14 protein-coding genes are annotated in these 17913 nt (G+C 40.7%); 2 read left to right on the forward strand and 12 right to left on the reverse strand.

The window, feature by feature from the left end:
* Positions 1 to 83 precede the first annotated feature (83 nt).
* The 4 genes from PO903_RS03710 to PO903_RS03725 all read right to left on the reverse strand — a co-directional run bounded on the left by PO903_RS03710 (position 84) and on the right by PO903_RS03725 (position 4085).
* The gene (locus tag PO903_RS03710) at positions 84 to 1160 is read right to left on the reverse strand and encodes an ABC transporter substrate-binding protein (RefSeq protein ID WP_273592630.1); all 1077 of its coding nucleotides are present in this window, start codon (positions 1158 to 1160) and stop codon (positions 84 to 86) included.
* Positions 1161 to 1389: 229 nt separating this feature from the next.
* On the reverse strand, positions 1390 to 1737 hold the full coding sequence (locus tag PO903_RS03715) for a DUF2294 domain-containing protein (protein WP_137223262.1): 348 nt from the start codon (positions 1735 to 1737) through the stop codon (positions 1390 to 1392).
* Positions 1738 to 2064: 327 nt separating this feature from the next.
* Positions 2065 to 3018, reverse strand: coding sequence for a nucleoside hydrolase (locus tag PO903_RS03720; RefSeq protein WP_273592631.1), 954 nt, complete (start codon positions 3016 to 3018; stop codon positions 2065 to 2067).
* A gap of 164 nt (positions 3019 to 3182) precedes the next feature.
* Positions 3183 to 4085 (reverse strand): diacylglycerol/lipid kinase family protein, encoded by a 903-nt coding sequence (locus tag PO903_RS03725; RefSeq protein WP_069327661.1) that lies wholly within the window; start codon positions 4083 to 4085, stop codon positions 3183 to 3185.
* A 359-nt stretch (positions 4086 to 4444) separates the two neighbouring features.
* Between PO903_RS03725 and PO903_RS03730 the strand changes: the two genes are divergently transcribed.
* Positions 4445 to 5311, forward strand: coding sequence for a YitT family protein (locus PO903_RS03730; RefSeq protein ID WP_069327660.1), 867 nt, complete (start codon positions 4445 to 4447; stop codon positions 5309 to 5311).
* Positions 5312 to 5630: 319 nt separating this feature from the next.
* Here the strand turns inward: PO903_RS03730 and PO903_RS03735 are convergent, their stop codons facing one another.
* The 4 genes from PO903_RS03735 to PO903_RS03750 form a co-directional block, all read right to left on the reverse strand.
* Positions 5631 to 7487: an ABC transporter ATP-binding protein gene (locus PO903_RS03735; RefSeq protein WP_273592632.1), complete on the reverse strand. Its 1857-nt coding sequence runs from the start codon at positions 7485 to 7487 to the stop codon at positions 5631 to 5633.
* Complete coding sequence (locus PO903_RS03740) at positions 7484 to 9217, reverse strand: ABC transporter ATP-binding protein (protein ID WP_137223146.1); 1734 nt, start codon at positions 9215 to 9217, stop codon at positions 7484 to 7486. The genes PO903_RS03735 and PO903_RS03740 overlap by 4 nt, the downstream gene beginning before the upstream one ends.
* Complete coding sequence (locus tag PO903_RS03745; RefSeq protein ID WP_245703473.1) at positions 9217 to 9717, reverse strand: MarR family winged helix-turn-helix transcriptional regulator; 501 nt, start codon at positions 9715 to 9717, stop codon at positions 9217 to 9219. Before PO903_RS03745 ends, PO903_RS03740 begins: the two co-directional genes overlap by 1 nt.
* A gap of 197 nt (positions 9718 to 9914) precedes the next feature.
* A complete protein-coding gene (locus PO903_RS03750) occupies positions 9915 to 10433 on the reverse strand; it encodes a MarR family winged helix-turn-helix transcriptional regulator (RefSeq protein WP_069327657.1) in 519 nt (172 codons plus the stop codon).
* 140 nt (positions 10434 to 10573) lie between these two features.
* On the opposite strand from PO903_RS03750, the gene PO903_RS03755 reads away from it, so the two are divergent.
* Positions 10574 to 13072: an S-layer homology domain-containing protein gene (locus PO903_RS03755; protein WP_273592633.1), complete on the forward strand. Its 2499-nt coding sequence runs from the start codon at positions 10574 to 10576 to the stop codon at positions 13070 to 13072.
* A 116-nt stretch (positions 13073 to 13188) separates the two neighbouring features.
* Here the strand turns inward: PO903_RS03755 and PO903_RS03760 are convergent, their stop codons facing one another.
* From PO903_RS03760 to cidR, 4 genes are all read right to left on the reverse strand, one after another.
* On the reverse strand, positions 13189 to 15483 hold the full coding sequence (locus PO903_RS03760; protein WP_273592634.1) for an ATP-dependent DNA helicase: 2295 nt from the start codon (positions 15481 to 15483) through the stop codon (positions 13189 to 13191).
* Positions 15484 to 15774: 291 nt separating this feature from the next.
* A complete protein-coding gene (locus PO903_RS03765; protein WP_273592635.1) occupies positions 15775 to 16122 on the reverse strand; it encodes a PIM8 family immunity protein in 348 nt (115 codons plus the stop codon).
* Positions 16123 to 16386: 264 nt separating this feature from the next.
* Positions 16387 to 16773, reverse strand: a complete 387-nt coding sequence (locus PO903_RS03770) for a hypothetical protein (protein ID WP_273592636.1) — start codon at positions 16771 to 16773, stop codon at positions 16387 to 16389.
* A 239-nt stretch (positions 16774 to 17012) separates the two neighbouring features.
* Positions 17013 to 17897 carry a cidABC operon transcriptional activator CidR gene (cidR, locus tag PO903_RS03775; protein ID WP_069328064.1) on the reverse strand — a complete coding sequence of 295 codons (885 nt, stop codon included), beginning with the start codon at positions 17895 to 17897 and terminating at the stop codon, positions 17013 to 17015.
* Positions 17898 to 17913: the final 16 nt, after the last annotated feature.

Below are 17913 nucleotides of genomic sequence, written 5' to 3' on the forward strand. Positions count from 1 at the left end.
ATGACTTTCCGTTGCCCTGCACTCAAAATACATCCTCCTTTGATCTTTAAGATGTGGTTGTAAAGATCGTACTTTATTGGAGCTTAACCTCCGATTTCGCGGTTCCAACGATCTGTCCATACCGGCATACTTTTATTTACAAATTCCATATCTAACTTACGTAGATTCTCTATAATATCTGCACCATACGTAATTCCTTGTGCTTCTTCATCTGTCAGTACCACATCTTTATTGACAGGAGAATCAACTTTGGCTTTGGCAGATTTCTCTTGTACGTCTTTGCTCAACTGCCAGTCGATAAATTCTTCAGCCAGTTCTTTGTTATCGCTACCTTTGACGATGTTCACTGTATTGATAACGGCATAAGCCCCTTCGGATGGAGTGACGAACTTCGCACCCGGTACAGCGGCTTGAATATCTTTGAAATACATTTCCATAATCGGGCCACCGGCAATCTCTTCTTGTCCGATCATATTGACGTATTCCGAGGTTTGGCTATAGTATTTGACCACACTCGGGTCTAATTGTTTTAGTTGAGTAAATGCTGCATCTTCGTTAAATTCTTTATTGCCTGCTACACGTGAAGCGGCATCGATCATCATCGGGCCTGCGGTTGCTGTAATCGCTGGCATCGTTAAGTTATTAGCAAATTCTGACTTCCATAGATCGCTCCAAGAAGTTACCTCACCACTCACTAATGCTGGATTGTAGGCGATACCGAGCTGAGCTACCGTATAAGCAGGGCCATATTTTTCGCCATTGGGTGCTTTGGCAATATCATAAATCTGATCTAAATTCGTTAATTGGGTACGATCAATCGGTTCTAGTAAATTATCGTCAATCGCTTGTTGGGCATAATAATCAGAGAGGTAGATGAGATCCACATTCGTACTGCCTTGACGAATTTTGTTTAATCGTTCTGCATTATTACCTGTTTCGAGTACGATTTTGACATTGTGTTCTTTTTCAAATGGTTGGAATACCGATTCTTGTAGAAAATCTTCGGAAAAGCCCCATGTCGAGATAACCAGTTCCTTTTGTCCGTCTGCATTGCCACCTGTGCTTGCATTACCGTTCTGATCAATCGTTGTTCCACAACCTGCAAGCCCCACACCTGCTAATGTTAATGCCAGCAATCCACTCATCCACTTTTTACTCATTGTTTGGTTTCCCCTCTCAAATGGTTGATTCTGAATAACAATGTTGCAACAATTACCTATAAACAAACAAAAAAGAAAAGTATCCTTGTAAGAACAAGAACACTTTTCTTCGATAAACAAAGCAAAGCGGTACCCGTTACAAACTGATCTGTATCCGGTCACCTTTTAAGATAGATCAAAAAAGGAAATCCGCCAGTCAGGTTGGCGTGTCAGTTGAAACCAGCTTGCGTTATTGATTCTCTGCCAGTACCACATTGGTAAAAGCCCATTGGGTAGACGCATCATAATCGCGCAATATAGCTTCAATATTCAATTGTAATTCTTGTTCTAACTTCTCACGAAATTTGCGCTTATAGACAGTCGATAAACGAAAATCGACTTCCTGCTTGAGTGCAGGATCTTCGCCTTCAAGAGCAGCCGACCGCGGAGAACGTCGGTGTCTGGCTTGAAAAGTAATAATATGATCTTCAACCGTAACTCGTAACAACGTAGTTCCGTAACCAAATAGTTCTTTGGATACTTCGTTATACAACTGTGCCATTTTCTTTTTGGACTCATTATGATCCAGAAGATTCATCTTATCACCTTCACTGGTAAATGTCGTACGTTTGGTTCGTCCGACCTCGTTATTATACATAAATTAATAGTATGGAGCAACATAATTAGGCTATTTAAAATAAATTTTGTTCTATAAGCGAACATTACGTGTAAGCATATTCCAATTCATCCGTTTTATTGAGCTTCAATTTCTACTATTTTGTCTAGAAAATGAATGTAATTATTCTATATCTTATCTATCCTACACCTTTTTGGGATATCGTCAAAAATCCGCCTGTAGTTGACCTAGTATATAGGTTTGGACAGACGGATCATATACAGCTTGGAATGTATGCTATCTGATGTATTAATAACGAGCAGGTGCTGATTTCTTCGCAAGTTCTATCATATAGTCAAAAAACGCAGTCGGGTTCGTATCATAGACAAAATTCACCGGGCGACCATCTGCTTGTTCTACCGTTCTACCTTGTGATGGGCCATCTGGAATGACTACGCAATTCACTACTTTTTTCTGCACAATATCTGGACGACCAATGGATAACGTAGTCAGTACATCCCAGAAGTAGTAGGTTGAATTGTTCTCCATATGTACAAGTGGTGGACAACAAGCATAGCAGTTGCCTAAGAAATCAACACCTTCATAACGACGATCGGTTGACCAACGCTTGCGAATATTGAGGTCTAAAGGTACTTTGATCGTGCTTTCCAAAGCGACAAGATCAATCACAATATTACTTTGCCATACACGGTGTGCCGCTTCCGGGTCCCAGAACACATTCCATTCTGCACTTCCATCATGTTCAGGTTCATCGACATTGCCATGTGCGAATCCGCCACCCATCCAGACTAATTTTTCAATTTTGTCTTCGATCTCTGGTGCTTCATCTAGAGCACGCGCTAGATCGGTAAGAGGGCCGGTAAATAGTAATGTTGTTTTACCTTCCGTCTGTAGCAATTGTTGAATCATATGACGGTGAGCCGGCAATTCAGCCAGTGGTGCTTCCATCGTACCCGATTCATTTAAGATCGGTAATGCATCTACATAAAAGGTATGCATCCGCCAAGCCGCAGGAAATGGATTTTTACCCCGTGAATTAGAACGAGCCACTTCAGGTGCATATTTGCCAAAACGGTCGATAATTTTACGACTCGCTGCTGCTCCTGGCTCCAAATAGCCATCGGCTGGAATGACGGATACACCTGTTAATTTTACATTGTCCATTTGCAATAACATAAATAGAGATACTAGATCATCGACTCCAGCATCATGGTTAAAATAAACCGATTGAACTTGTGACATGATTACTTGTTCCCCCTGTAGTGCATCTTTTACTGACGATGCTTGAATTTCACGTTCTCTCTATTCATATCATAATGCCCCACAGAATACCAGCCAGTGTTGATCCCGTCTATCGTCAATATTTTATAGAAAATTGTACGCTTTGGAGGCTATCGTATAACGATTTATTCTATATTGGATACAGGTTCTCCGATCAGAAATGTTAATTTACCGGATAATACGCCTAGCTCTGCGGGTGTCTCCAGATAGATTTCACCATCCATATCAGCAGGCATCGGTTGAGCAGTAGTTAACGTCGCTCGGGTGGTTCGAATATAATCTATATTGCTATATTGCGGATTCCATATTTCTTCTGTTTTGCGACTGACAATTTCACGAAGTAATGGCAATCCCGCCTCACGGATAATCAGCACGTCTAATAGACCATCTTCCAATGAACTTGCTGGAAAAGGTAATGGATTGGTTCCCAAAAAGCGCCCATTTGCCACATAGATCATAATCGCTTCCCCATCGATCTCTCCTTCATCATGAGTCAAATGAAAGGTAAACGGTTCGGCTGTTCGTACCGTCTGTAATGTACTGAGAAAGTAACTAATTTTGCCCAAAGCACCTTTGAGATCAGGATTAATATTTTGCGAAGTCTCTGCAATTAATCCAATCCCGTAAAAGTTAGTAAAATATTGCCCGTTCACCGTTCCGATATCTAACGTACGGGTATGACGTTCATTGAGTACTTGTGCGGCTCTTTCCATCTGCTGAGGCATTAACAATGCTCGTGAAAAATCATTGCAAGTTCCGCCTGGCAATACCCCGATCACTGGAGGATGCTCTAATAGTGCTAATCCATTAATACATTCATGGACTGTTCCATCTCCACCTAAAATATAGACAACATCGTATTGTTCACCCAGTTCATGACATAACTGCTTCGCTTCACCGGGTCGATCTGTACGCCGTACATTTAATTCAGGTAATTGTGATGACAAAATGCCCAAAGCTGTTCCTAGTAATTCGGTCGTCAATGAACCTGCGTTTCCATTGTAAATAAGTAGCCCTTTATTATACATAAAAGTACCCCCATGATTGGAGCATAAGATACTTATTCATACCCTTCTTTGCCCTATTTTTAAACGATTAGTAGACAAATACGTACATTTCTCTTGCTTGGCTACGAGAACATGCGAAAAGCTTAATAATTCTGCCTTTTTTGAGGTTTATTGATTAAATTTTACGTTTTATTAGGATTGATAAGAAATTTATGATATTATTTATATAGGTAGCTTATCTTTTTCAGTACGATTGTGCTCTTTAGATATTGTTGAATAGTTCGATAGGTTCGCTTGTTTATGCAAGAATATCCATAACGTGTAGCGCTTATGGAATTAATCAATAATCCTACCTAATAATTTGAGAAAGAGGATTGTGTATGCCGAGAAAACACCGCAAATTAACTCCCGTCCAATTGCTCGCCAAATTCATTTTCATTACAACTGGTGCTGTAATGATGGCAGTAGCCCTCGAAATTTTCCTTATTCCTAACAGCGTAATCGATGGAGGAATTACAGGTATTTCAATCATTTTATCGGAAGTGACTCCGATTCCGCTAGGTCTCTTTATCTTTATTATCAACGTTCCCTTTCTGATTATCGGTTATAAACAGATCGGTAAAACGTTTGCTTTTTCTACATTATACGGGATTACAGTCATGTCGTTGATGACAGCTTACTTGCATCATGTACCTGCACTGACAGATGATAAGATCCTAGCCAGTATGTTTGGTGGTGTGATTCTTGGATTCGGAATTGGTCTGGTTATTCGCTTCGGTGGATCACTGGATGGTACAGAGATTGTAGCGATTTTACTTTCCAAACGATTCCATATGCCTGTAGGACAAATCGTTATGATTATCAACGTATTTATCTTTGCTGTTGCCGGGTTTGTATTTGGCTGGGATTCAGCGATGTTCTCAATCTTTACGTATTATATAGCAGCCAAAGTGATGGATATTGTTGTAGAAGGTCTAGAAGAATCCAAATCGGTTACGATCATTTCTTCAGAATACGAAGAAATCTCGCAAGCGATTGTGGATCGCCTTGGACGTAGTACTACTTTTATGTATGCTAAAGGTGGTTATTCCAAAGAAGACACCCAGATGATCTATTGCGTCGTGACTCGTCTCGAACTTGCGAAGCTACGGACGATTGTACAAGATATCGACCCTTCTGCTTTCCTTGCGATTGAGCATGTGTCTGAAGTCATCGGTGGTAACTTTGAGAAGAAAAATATTCATTAATATTTCTAGTGAATTATGCTAGAGTAGTATTAAAAAAATGACCATAGCTATTTATTCAGCTAGCAAAGCCTCTTCGCTATATGGCGAAGAGGCTTTTTATGTTTTACAGATAAAACTGAGATGATAACCTATCATTTCTTTGTTAAAATCCGAATAAGACTGGTGTTGTAGTTCGGTCTAGGAGCTGCCTCGTGTTGGTCTTATTTATTTTCAAAATTCTTATATTATATAGAATACTTTCAATAAAAAAAGCACGATCTTTTTCCTCTTCTAAGGATAAAGATCGTGCTTTTTATTATATTTTCTTTTTGATATGACGTTAATTCGCTATCTTCACCTGTCCAGTAAACTGACTATTATACAGATCCGCATAAAATCCTTCTTGCTCTAACAATTCCAAATGCGTACCTGTCTCAATCACTTTACCGTGATTCATCACTAGAATCAGATCGGCTTCACGAATCGTCGATAAACGGTGAGCAATCACAAAGTTAGTGCGCCCTTCCATCAACGTATTCATCGCTTGTTGGATCAATACTTCGGTACGGGTATCGACACTACTGGTCGCTTCATCCAGAATCAGAATCGCAGGATCCGCTAAGATCGCACGCGCAATCGTTAATAACTGCTTTTGACCTTGTGAAATATTAGAAGCTTCTTCGTTCAGAACAGTATCATAGCCATCTGGTAATGTACGGATAAAATGATCCGCACGCGCCGCTTCAGAAGCTCGTATAATTTCTTCTTCTGTCGCATCTTCACGTCCGTACGCAATATTATCGCGAATACTTCCACCGAACAACCAGGTGTCTTGCAATACCATTCCGAATAAGCTGTGTAGTTCAGCACGTGACAATTTACGGATATTTTGACCGTCTATCGTAATCTGTCCGTTATTGAGTTCGTAGAAACGCATTAATAGATTGATCAATGTCGTTTTCCCTGCGCCAGTCGGACCTACAATCGCAACTGTCTGTCCGGCACGTACCTCAATATTCATATCTTCAATTAATAATTCATCTTTTTTATAGCCAAAAGCTACATGTTCGAACGTGACATGACCACGTACAGGACGAGCAATCGTAGCTGTCGCTTGATCTTCTTCTTCCTGTTCATCCATAATTTCAAAAACACGCTCTGCTGAAGCAATCGTGGATTGAATAATATTAGAGATATTGGCAAGCTGTGTGATCGGTTGCGAGAATTGACGAGCATACTGGATAAAGGCTTGTACGCCACCAATCCCTACTGTTCCACGAGTGACCATAATACCGCCAATTACACAGATTAACACATAACCAATATTACTGATAAATGACATCAATGGCATGATCGTACCGGAAATGTACTGCGCTTTCCAACCCGACTCATACAGCTTTTCATTTAACTCATCAAATTGGGCTAAAGACTGCTTTTCCCGTCCAAATGCTTTGACAACACGGTGTCCGGTATACATTTCTTCCACATGTCCATTCAGATCACCTAGTGATGCTTGTTGTCCGGCAAAATGCTTTTGCGAACGCTTAGCAACCACAATAGTGACAAGTAGACTCAGTGGAATCGTTAAGATCGTAATTAGTGTCAACAGTGGGCTGATCGTCAACATCATAATGATTACACCCACCAGTGTCACGATCGATGTAATCAACTGGGTCAGACTTTGCTGTAATGTATTGCTAATATTGTCCACATCATTGGTTACCCGACTCAGCACTTCACCATGAGACTGCCTGTCATAGTAACGTAACGGTAGACGGGACAATTTGCTTTTCACATCTTTCCGCATTTCATAAACGGTATTCTGAGCCACACCAGACATAAAGTATTGCTGAAAATAAGCAAACAACGAACTAAATAGATACAATCCTGCCAGAATCATTAGCAGATCAATAATATATCTAAAGTTAATAGCAGTTCCTCCGGTGACACTGTTAAACAATTCATCTGTCGCCATTCCCATAATACGGGGAGCCACAATACTGAATAATGTACTGAGCACCGCAGCAATTAGCACAACAAGTAATTGCATACGATAAGGCTTCAAGTAAGCTAGCAATCTTCGTAATGTGCCTTTAAAGTCTTTAGGCTTTTCGCCCGGTAAAGACATCCGTGGTGGTCCGCCCATTTGTCCCGCTTGAGGTCGTTGTGGAGGTTTCGGTTTTTCTTCTTCACTCATGCGATTTCCTCCTCCGACAGTTGCGAAGATACAATCTCACGATAGACTTCGCTACTTTCTAGCAATTCACGATGGGTGCCTCGACCCACAATTTTGCCATCTTCTAACACAATAATCTGATCAGCATCCATTACTGTACTGACACGCTGAGCAATCATCAAAACAGCAGCGTCTGTTGTTTCTTCTTTGAGTGCTGCACGCAATCTAGAATCAGTTTTGAAATCAAGTGCTGAGAAGCTATCATCAAAAATATACAATTCTGGCTTACGTACCAATGCACGAGCTATCGACAACCGCTGCTTTTGTCCACCCGATACATTCGAACCGCCTTGAGCAATCACTGAATTGTATCCTTCTTTCATTTCACTAATAAATTCAGAGGCTTGCGCAATCGTAGCCGCATGCTTCATTTCTTCATCGGTAGCTTGTTCATATCCGTACCGAATATTTTCTGCTATGGTGCCTGTAAACAATAATGCTTTTTGCGGTACATAGCCGATTTTCGCACGCAGTGACGCTTGATCACGTTCACGAATATCAATACCATCGACCAGAATTTGCCCACTTTCCACATCGTAAAAACGTGGGATCAGATTCACCAGTGTCGATTTTCCTGATCCTGTTCCACCGATAATGGCAGTCACTTCACCACTTTTGGCTTGAAACGAAATCTGTTCCAAAGCAGGTTGCTCTGCTCCTGGATAACGGAAGGTTACATTATCAAAAATCACACTGCCACGGCGCTCTTGAAGTGTTGTAGTCACAGGTTGTTCAGGATCTTCAATCTCTGGTTTCATTTGCAAGACTTCATTAATACGGGTTGCAGAAGCCGAAGCTCTTGGCACCATCACGAAGATTACAGATAACATTAAGAAGGAGAATAGAATCTGAGTCGCATACTGAATAAATGCCATCAGATCACCAACTTGCATATCACCATAACTAATCCGTACGCTACCGAATCCAATAATCGCAATAATCGAGAAGTTCAAGACCAGCATCATAACAGGCATCATCAGCGCCATCAATTTATTAACCGAAATTGCTGTATCCGCTAGATCACGACTGGCTCCATCAAACCGTTTACTTTCATACGTATCCCGATTAAATGCACGAATTACGCGTAGCCCGGTCAGATTTTCACGCATGACCATATTCAAGCGATCCAATTTGCTCTGCAATGCTTTGAATAGTGGCATTCCTTTACGAGCAATACTAAAAATCGCAAATCCTAACAATGGAATAACAACAACGAAAATAAGTGATAACTCTGCATCTTTGGAGATCGCCATAATAAGACCGCCAAGCATCATAAGCGGAGCCATTACCATCATCCGTAACATCATCGTTAGCACTTGTTGAAGTTGTGTAATATCATTGGTTGTACGCGTAATTAAAGAAGCTGTTCCGATACGATCAAATTCTTGCAACGAAAAATTTTCGACATGTGAAAATACACGACTGCGTAGATCACGACCAAAACCGATCGCAATCTTGGCTGAAAAATAACTAGCCGCGATGGAACATAACATTCCACCTGCGGCAAAGAGTAACATATATAAGCCAATACGCACAATATAAGCTGTATTCCCTGCCGCTATACCTGTATCTACAATATCAGCCATTAATGTAGGCAGGAACAATTCTGACATCGTTTGCAAAAATACCAACAGCAGAACCAGACCGATTCCACCGTAATACGGTCGAAGCTGTCCTAGCAGTTTGGTCATTACTCTGCATCCCCTTTATGTTCTGGCTCCGCAGGTTCAAACACTCGTTCTTGAAAATATGAAAAAACGCGACCCAATAATTCGGTTAATTTGCGACTATCTTCTTCTCCTAGATAATCGACCAAACCTTCAAATGACGTTTTGAATACAGCTAATGACTGTTCCATGATAGCCGCACCTTTATCAGTCAATGTGACACGAACAGCACGACGATCGCTTTGATCCATATTGCGCTCAACCAATCCATCGTTTTCCATCCCTTTGATCAATTGTGTAACGGTTGGAGATGTAACCCGAAGCAGGCGACTAAGTTCAGAGACTTGCATCCCGCAACTGACCGAATCTGCTTTGTTACCGATACAGATCAAAGCCATAATTTCACTTGGTTTATATCCCGCTACTGGCTTTTGACGCCAATCTGCTTTACGAAAAAGACGAAACGCACGTAATAACTCTTCACCCATCGGTGATATTCCCTCAAACTTCAAATCTTCTTCCACCATTTATTCACCTCAACGTAAAATCCTATTATTTAGCCATACTAATTATTAGGTTAACTAATTTTAAATCTGTATGCAAACCTTGTCAATGTTTATAACCATATACTTTTAATTATATACACTTTTCGTAATAATCCTACATTTAATTCTTTATTTTAAGAGAATCCGTTTTATTTATATTTATATGGTAAATAATGTTATATCTCAAGCTGACTGCTTACTTCAAAACCTTCTCGAAGTTTGGATATCAGTTCCTGCATCTTCACAAAATCATCCTCATCGAACTTGGACGTAAGAGCAATCATTAAGCCAACATAGCCTTCTACATTTTGCTCTACAAATCGCATTCCTTTGTCGGTTAATTGCACCGATGTACGGCGACGGTCTTTGGCATCATGAATTCGTTTGACCCAACCTTCAGCTTCTAATCCATCCACCAGACCGGTAATCGTTCCTCTCGTCACTTGTGCTCGATCTGCCAATTCAGAAGGTAACAGACTACGATTCGTATCGGCATACAAAATGCACAACATCATAATTTTGCCCCGGGATAATCCCATCCCTGCAAAACGGGCATCCATACTTTTAAAAATCTCTTCAGCTGTACGGATAAATTGAATCGTTGTTTTCACCGATTGTGCAGCTGGTGTATGTTCAGGTATCCCTGTTAATTTCATAAAAGTCTGACTTAATACCTCCGAAATCTCCAACTTCACACCGATCACTCCTGATTCTTAACAAATTTTTAATCTTTTTTGCATAAAAATGTAAAGTTAAATCATTTGATTACGATAAACAGTTATATAGGTTTGCAAATTCTTGCGAACTATTCATATATAAAGGAGGACTATAACTGATGAGCAGTAATCCGTTTTACCCACGCCGTCTGCTACAAACAGGTATCTGTAGTGTGATGGCTGTCTTATTACTACTACCACCGATTCCAACACACGCATCAGAATTAGCAAGACATGTGCAGAACGGTCAGGATACATTCCTGGGTGGAACCTATATTGAACTCGGGATTTCCAGCAGTGGAACACTCGGCACAGACAGTGACAGCCCATCCGGTTTTCATCCCGGAGATTTGAGACGCAATATTGGTATGAATGTGGACAAAGACGGTTATGATTTTGGTAAGGATATGACCAGTGGTGATTATGTATTGCCGGGAAGCCCTTCAGAAGGTTTTGTGGTCGGTTACAAACCGTCTGTATCTTCTAAGTCTCCACTCACATTTGTGAACGAAGAACAAAGTGGAAGTATTGATATTCCAAGCACCACTCAGGATTTATCCACGGATGAGCAATTAATCGCTCAAACATCTGGCAACACATCTGATCAAGCACTCGCTGTCCAACAGAACATTTCCTTCAAGCCGGGAGATGCTTTTTTCAAAACAACTATCACACTCAAAAATAACAGCGTTACAGATTCCGTGTACGATGTTCATTATATGCGCTTCCTTGATCCTGATATTGATGCTGATTTCCATGAAGATAACAGTACGATCAACTGGGTTCCTTCCAATCCACCTCAAGATGCCGAAGCGATTGCAGCAGCGATTGGGAATACCAGTGATAATATTTTCATGTATGTGGCACAAGATCCACGTGCTCAAGCATCTGTAGGATTCAGTCGTAACCCTTATATCGAACCTGCTTTTAAAAAAGATGGCGGTCAGCATATTCCAGCTGATCTTACCGATGATTGGTTAACACTGACATTTAATGCTGGCGATCTAGAACCCGGTGGCACAACCGAATTGGTATTCTATAGTAGTCTAGATTCCAATATGAATGGTGCGCTATCTAAAATTAGAGAAGATTATGCGGCGAGCACACTGGCTGTCCCTTCCGAGATCACGTTAACCGGCGATACGATTGCATGGAACGTAGATGCTGGCACAACAGCAGGCTTACTGAACACCTCTACTCAAAATCCAAAAGTACAAGATTCCTTTACCTACACATTGATTGGTGGCGAGGGAAGCAGTGCTAACGATTATTTCACGATTCAAGATAATCAGGTGAAGACCACCAAAGCACTGACACGAGGCGTTACCAGCTATCCAATTCGTGTATTAGCAACAGGAAGTAATGGCAGTAATTTGGAACAAAGCTTTGTGATTCATGCCACTGCACCTGATTTGGGAACAGATCTTGCTTCTTTATCTATTGAAAATGGAGCTTTAACTCCTTCATTCTCACCTGAAAATACAGCCTATGCGGTAACATTACCTGATGGAACCACACAGACAACAGTAAAAGCGAGTGTCTATAATCCAGACGCATCACTTCTTATTAATAATGTAACAGTAGCAGATAGTGTATATGCGGAAGAACCGATAACACTTCAATCTGGATTAACAACGATTACGCTCGAAGTGCGTGGTACTAATGGAATTTCCAAATTTTATAAGGTTCAGGTATCTTCTAATTCGACACTTCCACCTGTAGTACCTGTTGAGACTACAGAACCTGTTCCAAATGATTCCGTACCAGCAATGCCAACACAAACGACTCCAACAACAGACACGTATACAGGCTTGCCAGTCTCTCCACCACTGGTCATAACAGCACCATTTGTACCTGTTGTACCGACTGAACCATTACCATCAACTGAAGTGGTCACTGGCGGTGGAGGCGGAAGCGCTATTGGAGCATCTGCGCTGGATGATAATCCAACGTATAATGAATTAGCGAACGGCACTACCACTACACCAGCTAAAAATACCGATGCAACGACCAAAGCACCTCCGAAATCGACAACCAATGTCAAAGCAAGCAGTTATATTCAAGGTTATCCAGATGGCACATTCCGTCCTGATCAGAAAGTTACCCGTGCGGAATTATCGGTTATGTTAGAGCGTGCTCTGACATTACAACAAGCAGGAACAACAGCCACTGCCACAAGCAGTACCGATTTTAAAGATGTACCGACTTCTTACTGGGCAGCTTCCAGTATTCAAAGTATCGAAGGAAGCGGTTGGTTACAAGGGTATCCGGGCGGCAACTTCAAGCCTGCTCAACCGATGACTCGCGCTGAACTCGCTACATTGATTACTCGCTGGCAAGGACTGAACAGCACATCTACAGCTTTGTTGCCAGCAGATGTTCAAGGGCACTGGGCAGCTGATACGATCAGTGAAGTCATTCAATCCGGATGGATGAAAGGATATCCAGACGGTCAATTTTATCCGAATCAAGCAGTCAGTCGGGCTGAGATTGTTACTGTATTGAATCGTGTACTGGGTGAGGACACTTCTTCTACGTCTACTACAGCAAGTAGCTGGAAAGATGTAACTCCTGGACACTGGGCATATAGCGAAATTACCAAAGCTTCACAGAAATAAGTATTTAAGGGTTACACTATAGAATTGTACGCGAATACCCCTGCACAGTTGCGATATGAACTGTACAGGGGTATTTTTTGAGTCTTTGACTTATAGATGGATAACTTTATAAAATCTTATGGCTGAGAATCACTGCGCCACTCTGTTGGTAACAACTGATAATAAGGACGTTGCAAAAAGCGATCATCCACCAGCATCAACAGTCCCCGATCTTCTTCGGTACGAATTAGGCGACCTCCCGCTTGAAGGACTTTGTTCATTCCGGGATAGACATACGCATAATCGAATCCATTGAATCCAGCCTGACTGAAATGCTCACGAATCAATTCTCGCTCAGGTCCAATCTGTGGTAGCCCTACACCGACAATAATGACACCTGTCAGGCGATCACCCGCTAGATCAATCCCTTCACTGAATATTCCACCCATCACCGCAAACCCTGTTAAGGTACGCGGATTATCACTTTGAAAAGCATTTAGAAAACGGTCTCGTTCTTCTTCTGCCATTCCAGACTGCTGAATCAATACATCTGTTTCTACATCTAATGTCTCAAAAATATCAATCACATCTTGCATATATTGATAAGAAGGGAAAAAAGCTAAATAATTGCCTGGTCGCTTATTGATCAGTTGAGCCAGTACATTTGCAAGTTCTGTTCGTGTACGCTCCCGATCTCGATAACGTGTAGACAACGGTACAATCTGTACCTCCAATTGTTCTCGTGAAAAAGGAGATGGAATCGAAATATTATAATCGTCTTCCTCTGCCCCTAACATATCGCGGTAATACCGAATTGGAGATAATGTCGCTGAGAAGTGAATCACTGAGCGATATCCTTTAGCCGTCTGTCGAAGTTGTAGCGAAGGATCAATACAGAACATCCGTAAATGCACATCACTACCCTGCACTTCCGCATACGTCATATGACTCTCCATATCATACAATCGCCCAATTCGTAGAAAAGCCTGCACCGCGAAATACGTTTCCAGCAACAACTGGATATCCCCCTGATCTCCTTGCTCTAGCAAGGTAACTTCAGCTCGAATCACAAACTCTTCTAACAGTGGGAAAATTTCTTCTGGTGCTTGTTGTCGCTGGATCAACTTGCCATCTTCGCCTTGCTTCCGTAACCGAATAAAGTACGCATTGATCGCACTGGAGATTTTGGCTAACGATTCCGCCGAGTCTTTATAATCTCTTTTCAAATCCAGAAAACCAGACTTGTTCAATGCTGCCGAAAACATATTGCGTCCACGATCGACCAGATTATGGGCTTCATCGACTAACAAAATCGTTTTTTTACGCATATCATCGGATAAACGTTTGAATGAAACTTTCGGATCAAACACATAGTTATAATCGCAAATGACAGCGTCTGACGCATACGAAGCATCAATCGATAATTCAAATGGACATAGATGATGCTTTTGCGCATATTGTTCGATCACTGCGCGGGTCATCAGAGTCTCATTACTCATCATATCGAGAATAGCGCCATTAATACGGTCATAGTAACCTTCTGTATATTCGCAATTATCGCGTCCGCCTGTACTATTTGCCGAACAGAAGCAGACTTTGTCTTTGGCAGTAATCGTCACTCCATGTAGATTCAAGCCACTGCTTTCCATCCGTTGTAGTGCTTCTTCGGCATTGGCTCTGGTGACCGTTTTGGCAGTCACATACATCAATCGTTCTGCTTGTTCGCTTCCGATCGATTTGATCGCTGGAAATAACGTCGAAATCGTTTTCCCTGTACCTGTCGGTGCTTCGGCAAATAAATTCAGTTTCTCACCGATCGTTTTGTAGACTGCTCCTGCAAATTTACGTTGACCGGATCGGTAACCGGCAAAAGGAAACGCTAACTGCTCAATACTATCGTTACGCTTCTGACGGTGCTTGGCGATCATTTCCGCATAAGGTGCATATTCAGCTACCGTATCGTTAGCAAACTGTTGTAGTTGTTCGCAGGTCTGTATACGTTCAAGCTTGGTCTCTTTGCCACTGCTTTTGTGTACATACGTTAATTGGACTCTCACCTGTTCCAGATGACGATCTCGTGCGAGGATATAACCGTACATCTGTGCTTGCGCCCAGTGCACCTCTCGCCCGTCTCCAATATCCTCTGCTGAAATCGAAGTGGACTTGATCTCATCCACAGTGAGTAGCCCTTGTTCATCCACCCATAATCCATCGCAACGCCCTTCGATCCGAAAGAGCAGATCATGATAAGCAATTTCGGTTTTGAGATGGACTTCTTTTTCCCCGTGTTCTCCGTATCCTTCTTGAATCTGTTTGTGAATACGTGTTCCTTCTTGCATCGACTGGGCGACACGGAAGCCTGATTCGATACTACCTGTCCGATACACATATTCCACTAAAGTCCGTACTGAAATATCGATAACGGTCGTCACCTTCCGCACCTTCTCTCTATTGGTTGTTTCTTTTGTTTTTGAAGTAAGCATCATTTCTATTGTACTGCAATCTCTTTATTTTACCAAAAGCATTCATATCTAATAAAACAGAAGGGTAGATTATACAAGTGAGCATTTTATATGTAATAAAAAGTTAATTAGTAAGTTTAACTTCAGTTAAATGATAAAGAAAGCTATCCATTATTCTATAAAATAACAGATACCTAGTTATGTAATAATTTTTTCATTAAAAGTTTTTTGATATATAGCATAATCAGTGTTGATTTAAAACTATATCATTTCGAAATTAAAATCTTTGCAATAAAATGAGAAGGTAAGATTTTCTTCTTCAACAATTCTGTAATTGATATCTTCCATTTGATCTTTGGATACGTCGTTTATTTTAATCATTAATGTTAGTATTCCTTCCAAGCTACCTATGTTAATATCTCTTGCATGTAGAAAGATGATTCGCATTTTACTATTTCCTTCAACAAAAGTATTACATAAAATAACCTCTATATTGTATTCTGAACGATTTCCTTTGCTCAGATCACGATAAGCATGTAGAGATTCTAGATTAGGAAATGCTCTATGTTGTTGACCAAATTCAGCTATACGTTCTTTTGATGTTCTCATACTCTATACTCTCCCATGTTATACAAGATCATAATATCGTCTCTTTTCTTGATATAAATCTATAGCGACTGCTAAATCTAAGATGATATAGTCATTTACAAGTACTTTGTAGAAATCTTCTGCTTGATCAGGTATCCAATATAAAATATATGCGATGATCATGTCAGGACATGGATTTGTAATATGATCACCAACTTTATCAGGTTCTGTGAACCCTTCTAACGTACCTATCCTATCAATAGTCAGTTCGCTTATGTTAGTACATCATATATTCTCCTTAGCTGTTAACAAACGATATGAAATCTGTTTTGCTACAATCAAAAATTCGACCTCTTCAGAATATTCTTCAGCTAAAAATTTAAAAATGAAATGCGAATGTTCTACTTTTAATTTCAAATTCATTTGTCTTTCTTCTTCTGCATTTAGTAGAAATAGAGACCTGTGACTTGTATTTGTATGCCAGTCCATTAATAAAGAAGTAAAGAAAATCCCTTTGAATTTGATCTCGATGTCTGGATAACTAAGACTAAGTCCACCATGGATAATCATTTCATCTTGAAGCAAACTTATAACTGTAAAATCAAACCATAGCTCTTTTTCAATATATTTATTTAGCTCTTTGACTACTTGTTCTACTTCATATCTTTCCACACCTAAAGCTCCTCTAATATTATTTTGATACTACCTTTAAGCAATTTTAAATATATACATTTATATATTAATTCTCTTTATCTTAGATGCTGATGCTTTAATTTCATACTATATAATTTAAAAATTACTGATATAAGTTTTATTAGATTACATATCTACTCAGACTACTAAAAAAAGGATACACCCTCAAATAGGCATACCCTTATTCACCAATCTCTAATGACTTCCACAACCAACCTTTATTTCCCCAAAAACTCTCTTGTAAATCGAAGCCATTCGCGAGCGGCGAAAGATAGATAGCGATCTTGATGCCAGATCATGCCCAGTTGCCAAGGGATAGATGGGTTCACCAATGGCAGGATATGCACATGATCCCGGCTAATCTGCTGACAGATGGTCTCAGGTAAAAGAGCTACTCCCAAGCCTGCTCCAACCATTTCACTAATTAAGTCCCACTGCGAACTTTCATAGATCACTTTCGGTTGAAATCCTGCTCGGATACACGCATCGATAATACGACCATGCAAGGTAAAGTCTTCACTAAAAATAATAAATGAATCTTCTGCGAGTGTACTTAACTCAGCACAATCTTGGTGCGCGAATCGGTGATGGTTCGGTACGAGTAGATTCAATTTTTCCTCGGTAAAGGAGAAATGGTTCAATACATTCTCGGTCACAGGTAATACAGTGACTCCAATATCTAGCGCACCGTTTGCAACATCTTGTTCTACCTTTTTCCCACCATTTTCAAAAAGCTGAATCGTTACATCTGGATACAACTGATGGAACTTTCCAATAATCTGTGGGAAAAATCGTGAACCGATCATTGGGGGTAATCCGATACGTAAATGCCCTGTTTTGAGGTTTCGTAGATCGTCTAACTCGGAGGATAAATTTTGAAAAGACTTTACAATAATGCGAGCTTGATGCTGGATCACTTTGCCTGCATCGGTTAATTCGACGGTACGCCCGATTCGATTAAACAGCTTGGCACCTAATTCATCTTCTAATGAACGGATCGTTTTGCTGATCGTAGGTTGTGTAATAAACAGCGCTTCTGCCGCTTTGGTAAAGCTTCCCAACCTCGCAACTTCCATAAAGTACTGCAAATGCCGAATATCCATGTCACTTTCCTCCTAT

It is taken from the genome of Paenibacillus sp. PK4536, assembly GCF_028594455.2.
GTDB lineage: Bacteria > Bacillota > Bacilli > Paenibacillales > Paenibacillaceae > Saccharibacillus > Saccharibacillus nuruki.

What these genes read in the sequence shown, in the direction of transcription:
- PO903_RS03710 (WP_273592630.1), bottom strand. Translation starts at nt 1,160, where the DNA reads ATGAGTAAAAAGTGGATGAGTGGATTGCTGGCATTAACATTAGCAGGT.
- PO903_RS03730 (WP_069327660.1), top strand. Translation starts at nt 4,445, where the DNA reads ATGCCGAGAAAACACCGCAAATTAACTCCCGTCCAATTGCTCGCCAAA.
- cidR (WP_069328064.1), bottom strand. Translation starts at nt 17,897, where the DNA reads ATGGATATTCGGCATTTGCAGTACTTTATGGAAGTTGCGAGGTTGGGA.
- PO903_RS03755 (WP_273592633.1), top strand. Translation starts at nt 10,574, where the DNA reads ATGAGCAGTAATCCGTTTTACCCACGCCGTCTGCTACAAACAGGTATC.
- PO903_RS03740 (WP_137223146.1), bottom strand. Translation starts at nt 9,217, where the DNA reads ATGACCAAACTGCTAGGACAGCTTCGACCGTATTACGGTGGAATCGGT.
- PO903_RS03725 (WP_069327661.1), bottom strand. Translation starts at nt 4,085, where the DNA reads ATGTATAATAAAGGGCTACTTATTTACAATGGAAACGCAGGTTCATTG.
- PO903_RS03720 (WP_273592631.1), bottom strand. Translation starts at nt 3,018, where the DNA reads ATGTCACAAGTTCAATCGGTTTATTTTAACCATGATGCTGGAGTCGAT.
- PO903_RS03715 (WP_137223262.1), bottom strand. Translation starts at nt 1,737, where the DNA reads ATGAATCTTCTGGATCATAATGAGTCCAAAAAGAAAATGGCACAGTTG.
- PO903_RS03735 (WP_273592632.1), bottom strand. Translation starts at nt 7,487, where the DNA reads ATGAGTGAAGAAGAAAAACCGAAACCTCCACAACGACCTCAAGCGGGA.
- PO903_RS03765 (WP_273592635.1), bottom strand. Translation starts at nt 16,122, where the DNA reads ATGAGAACATCAAAAGAACGTATAGCTGAATTTGGTCAACAACATAGA.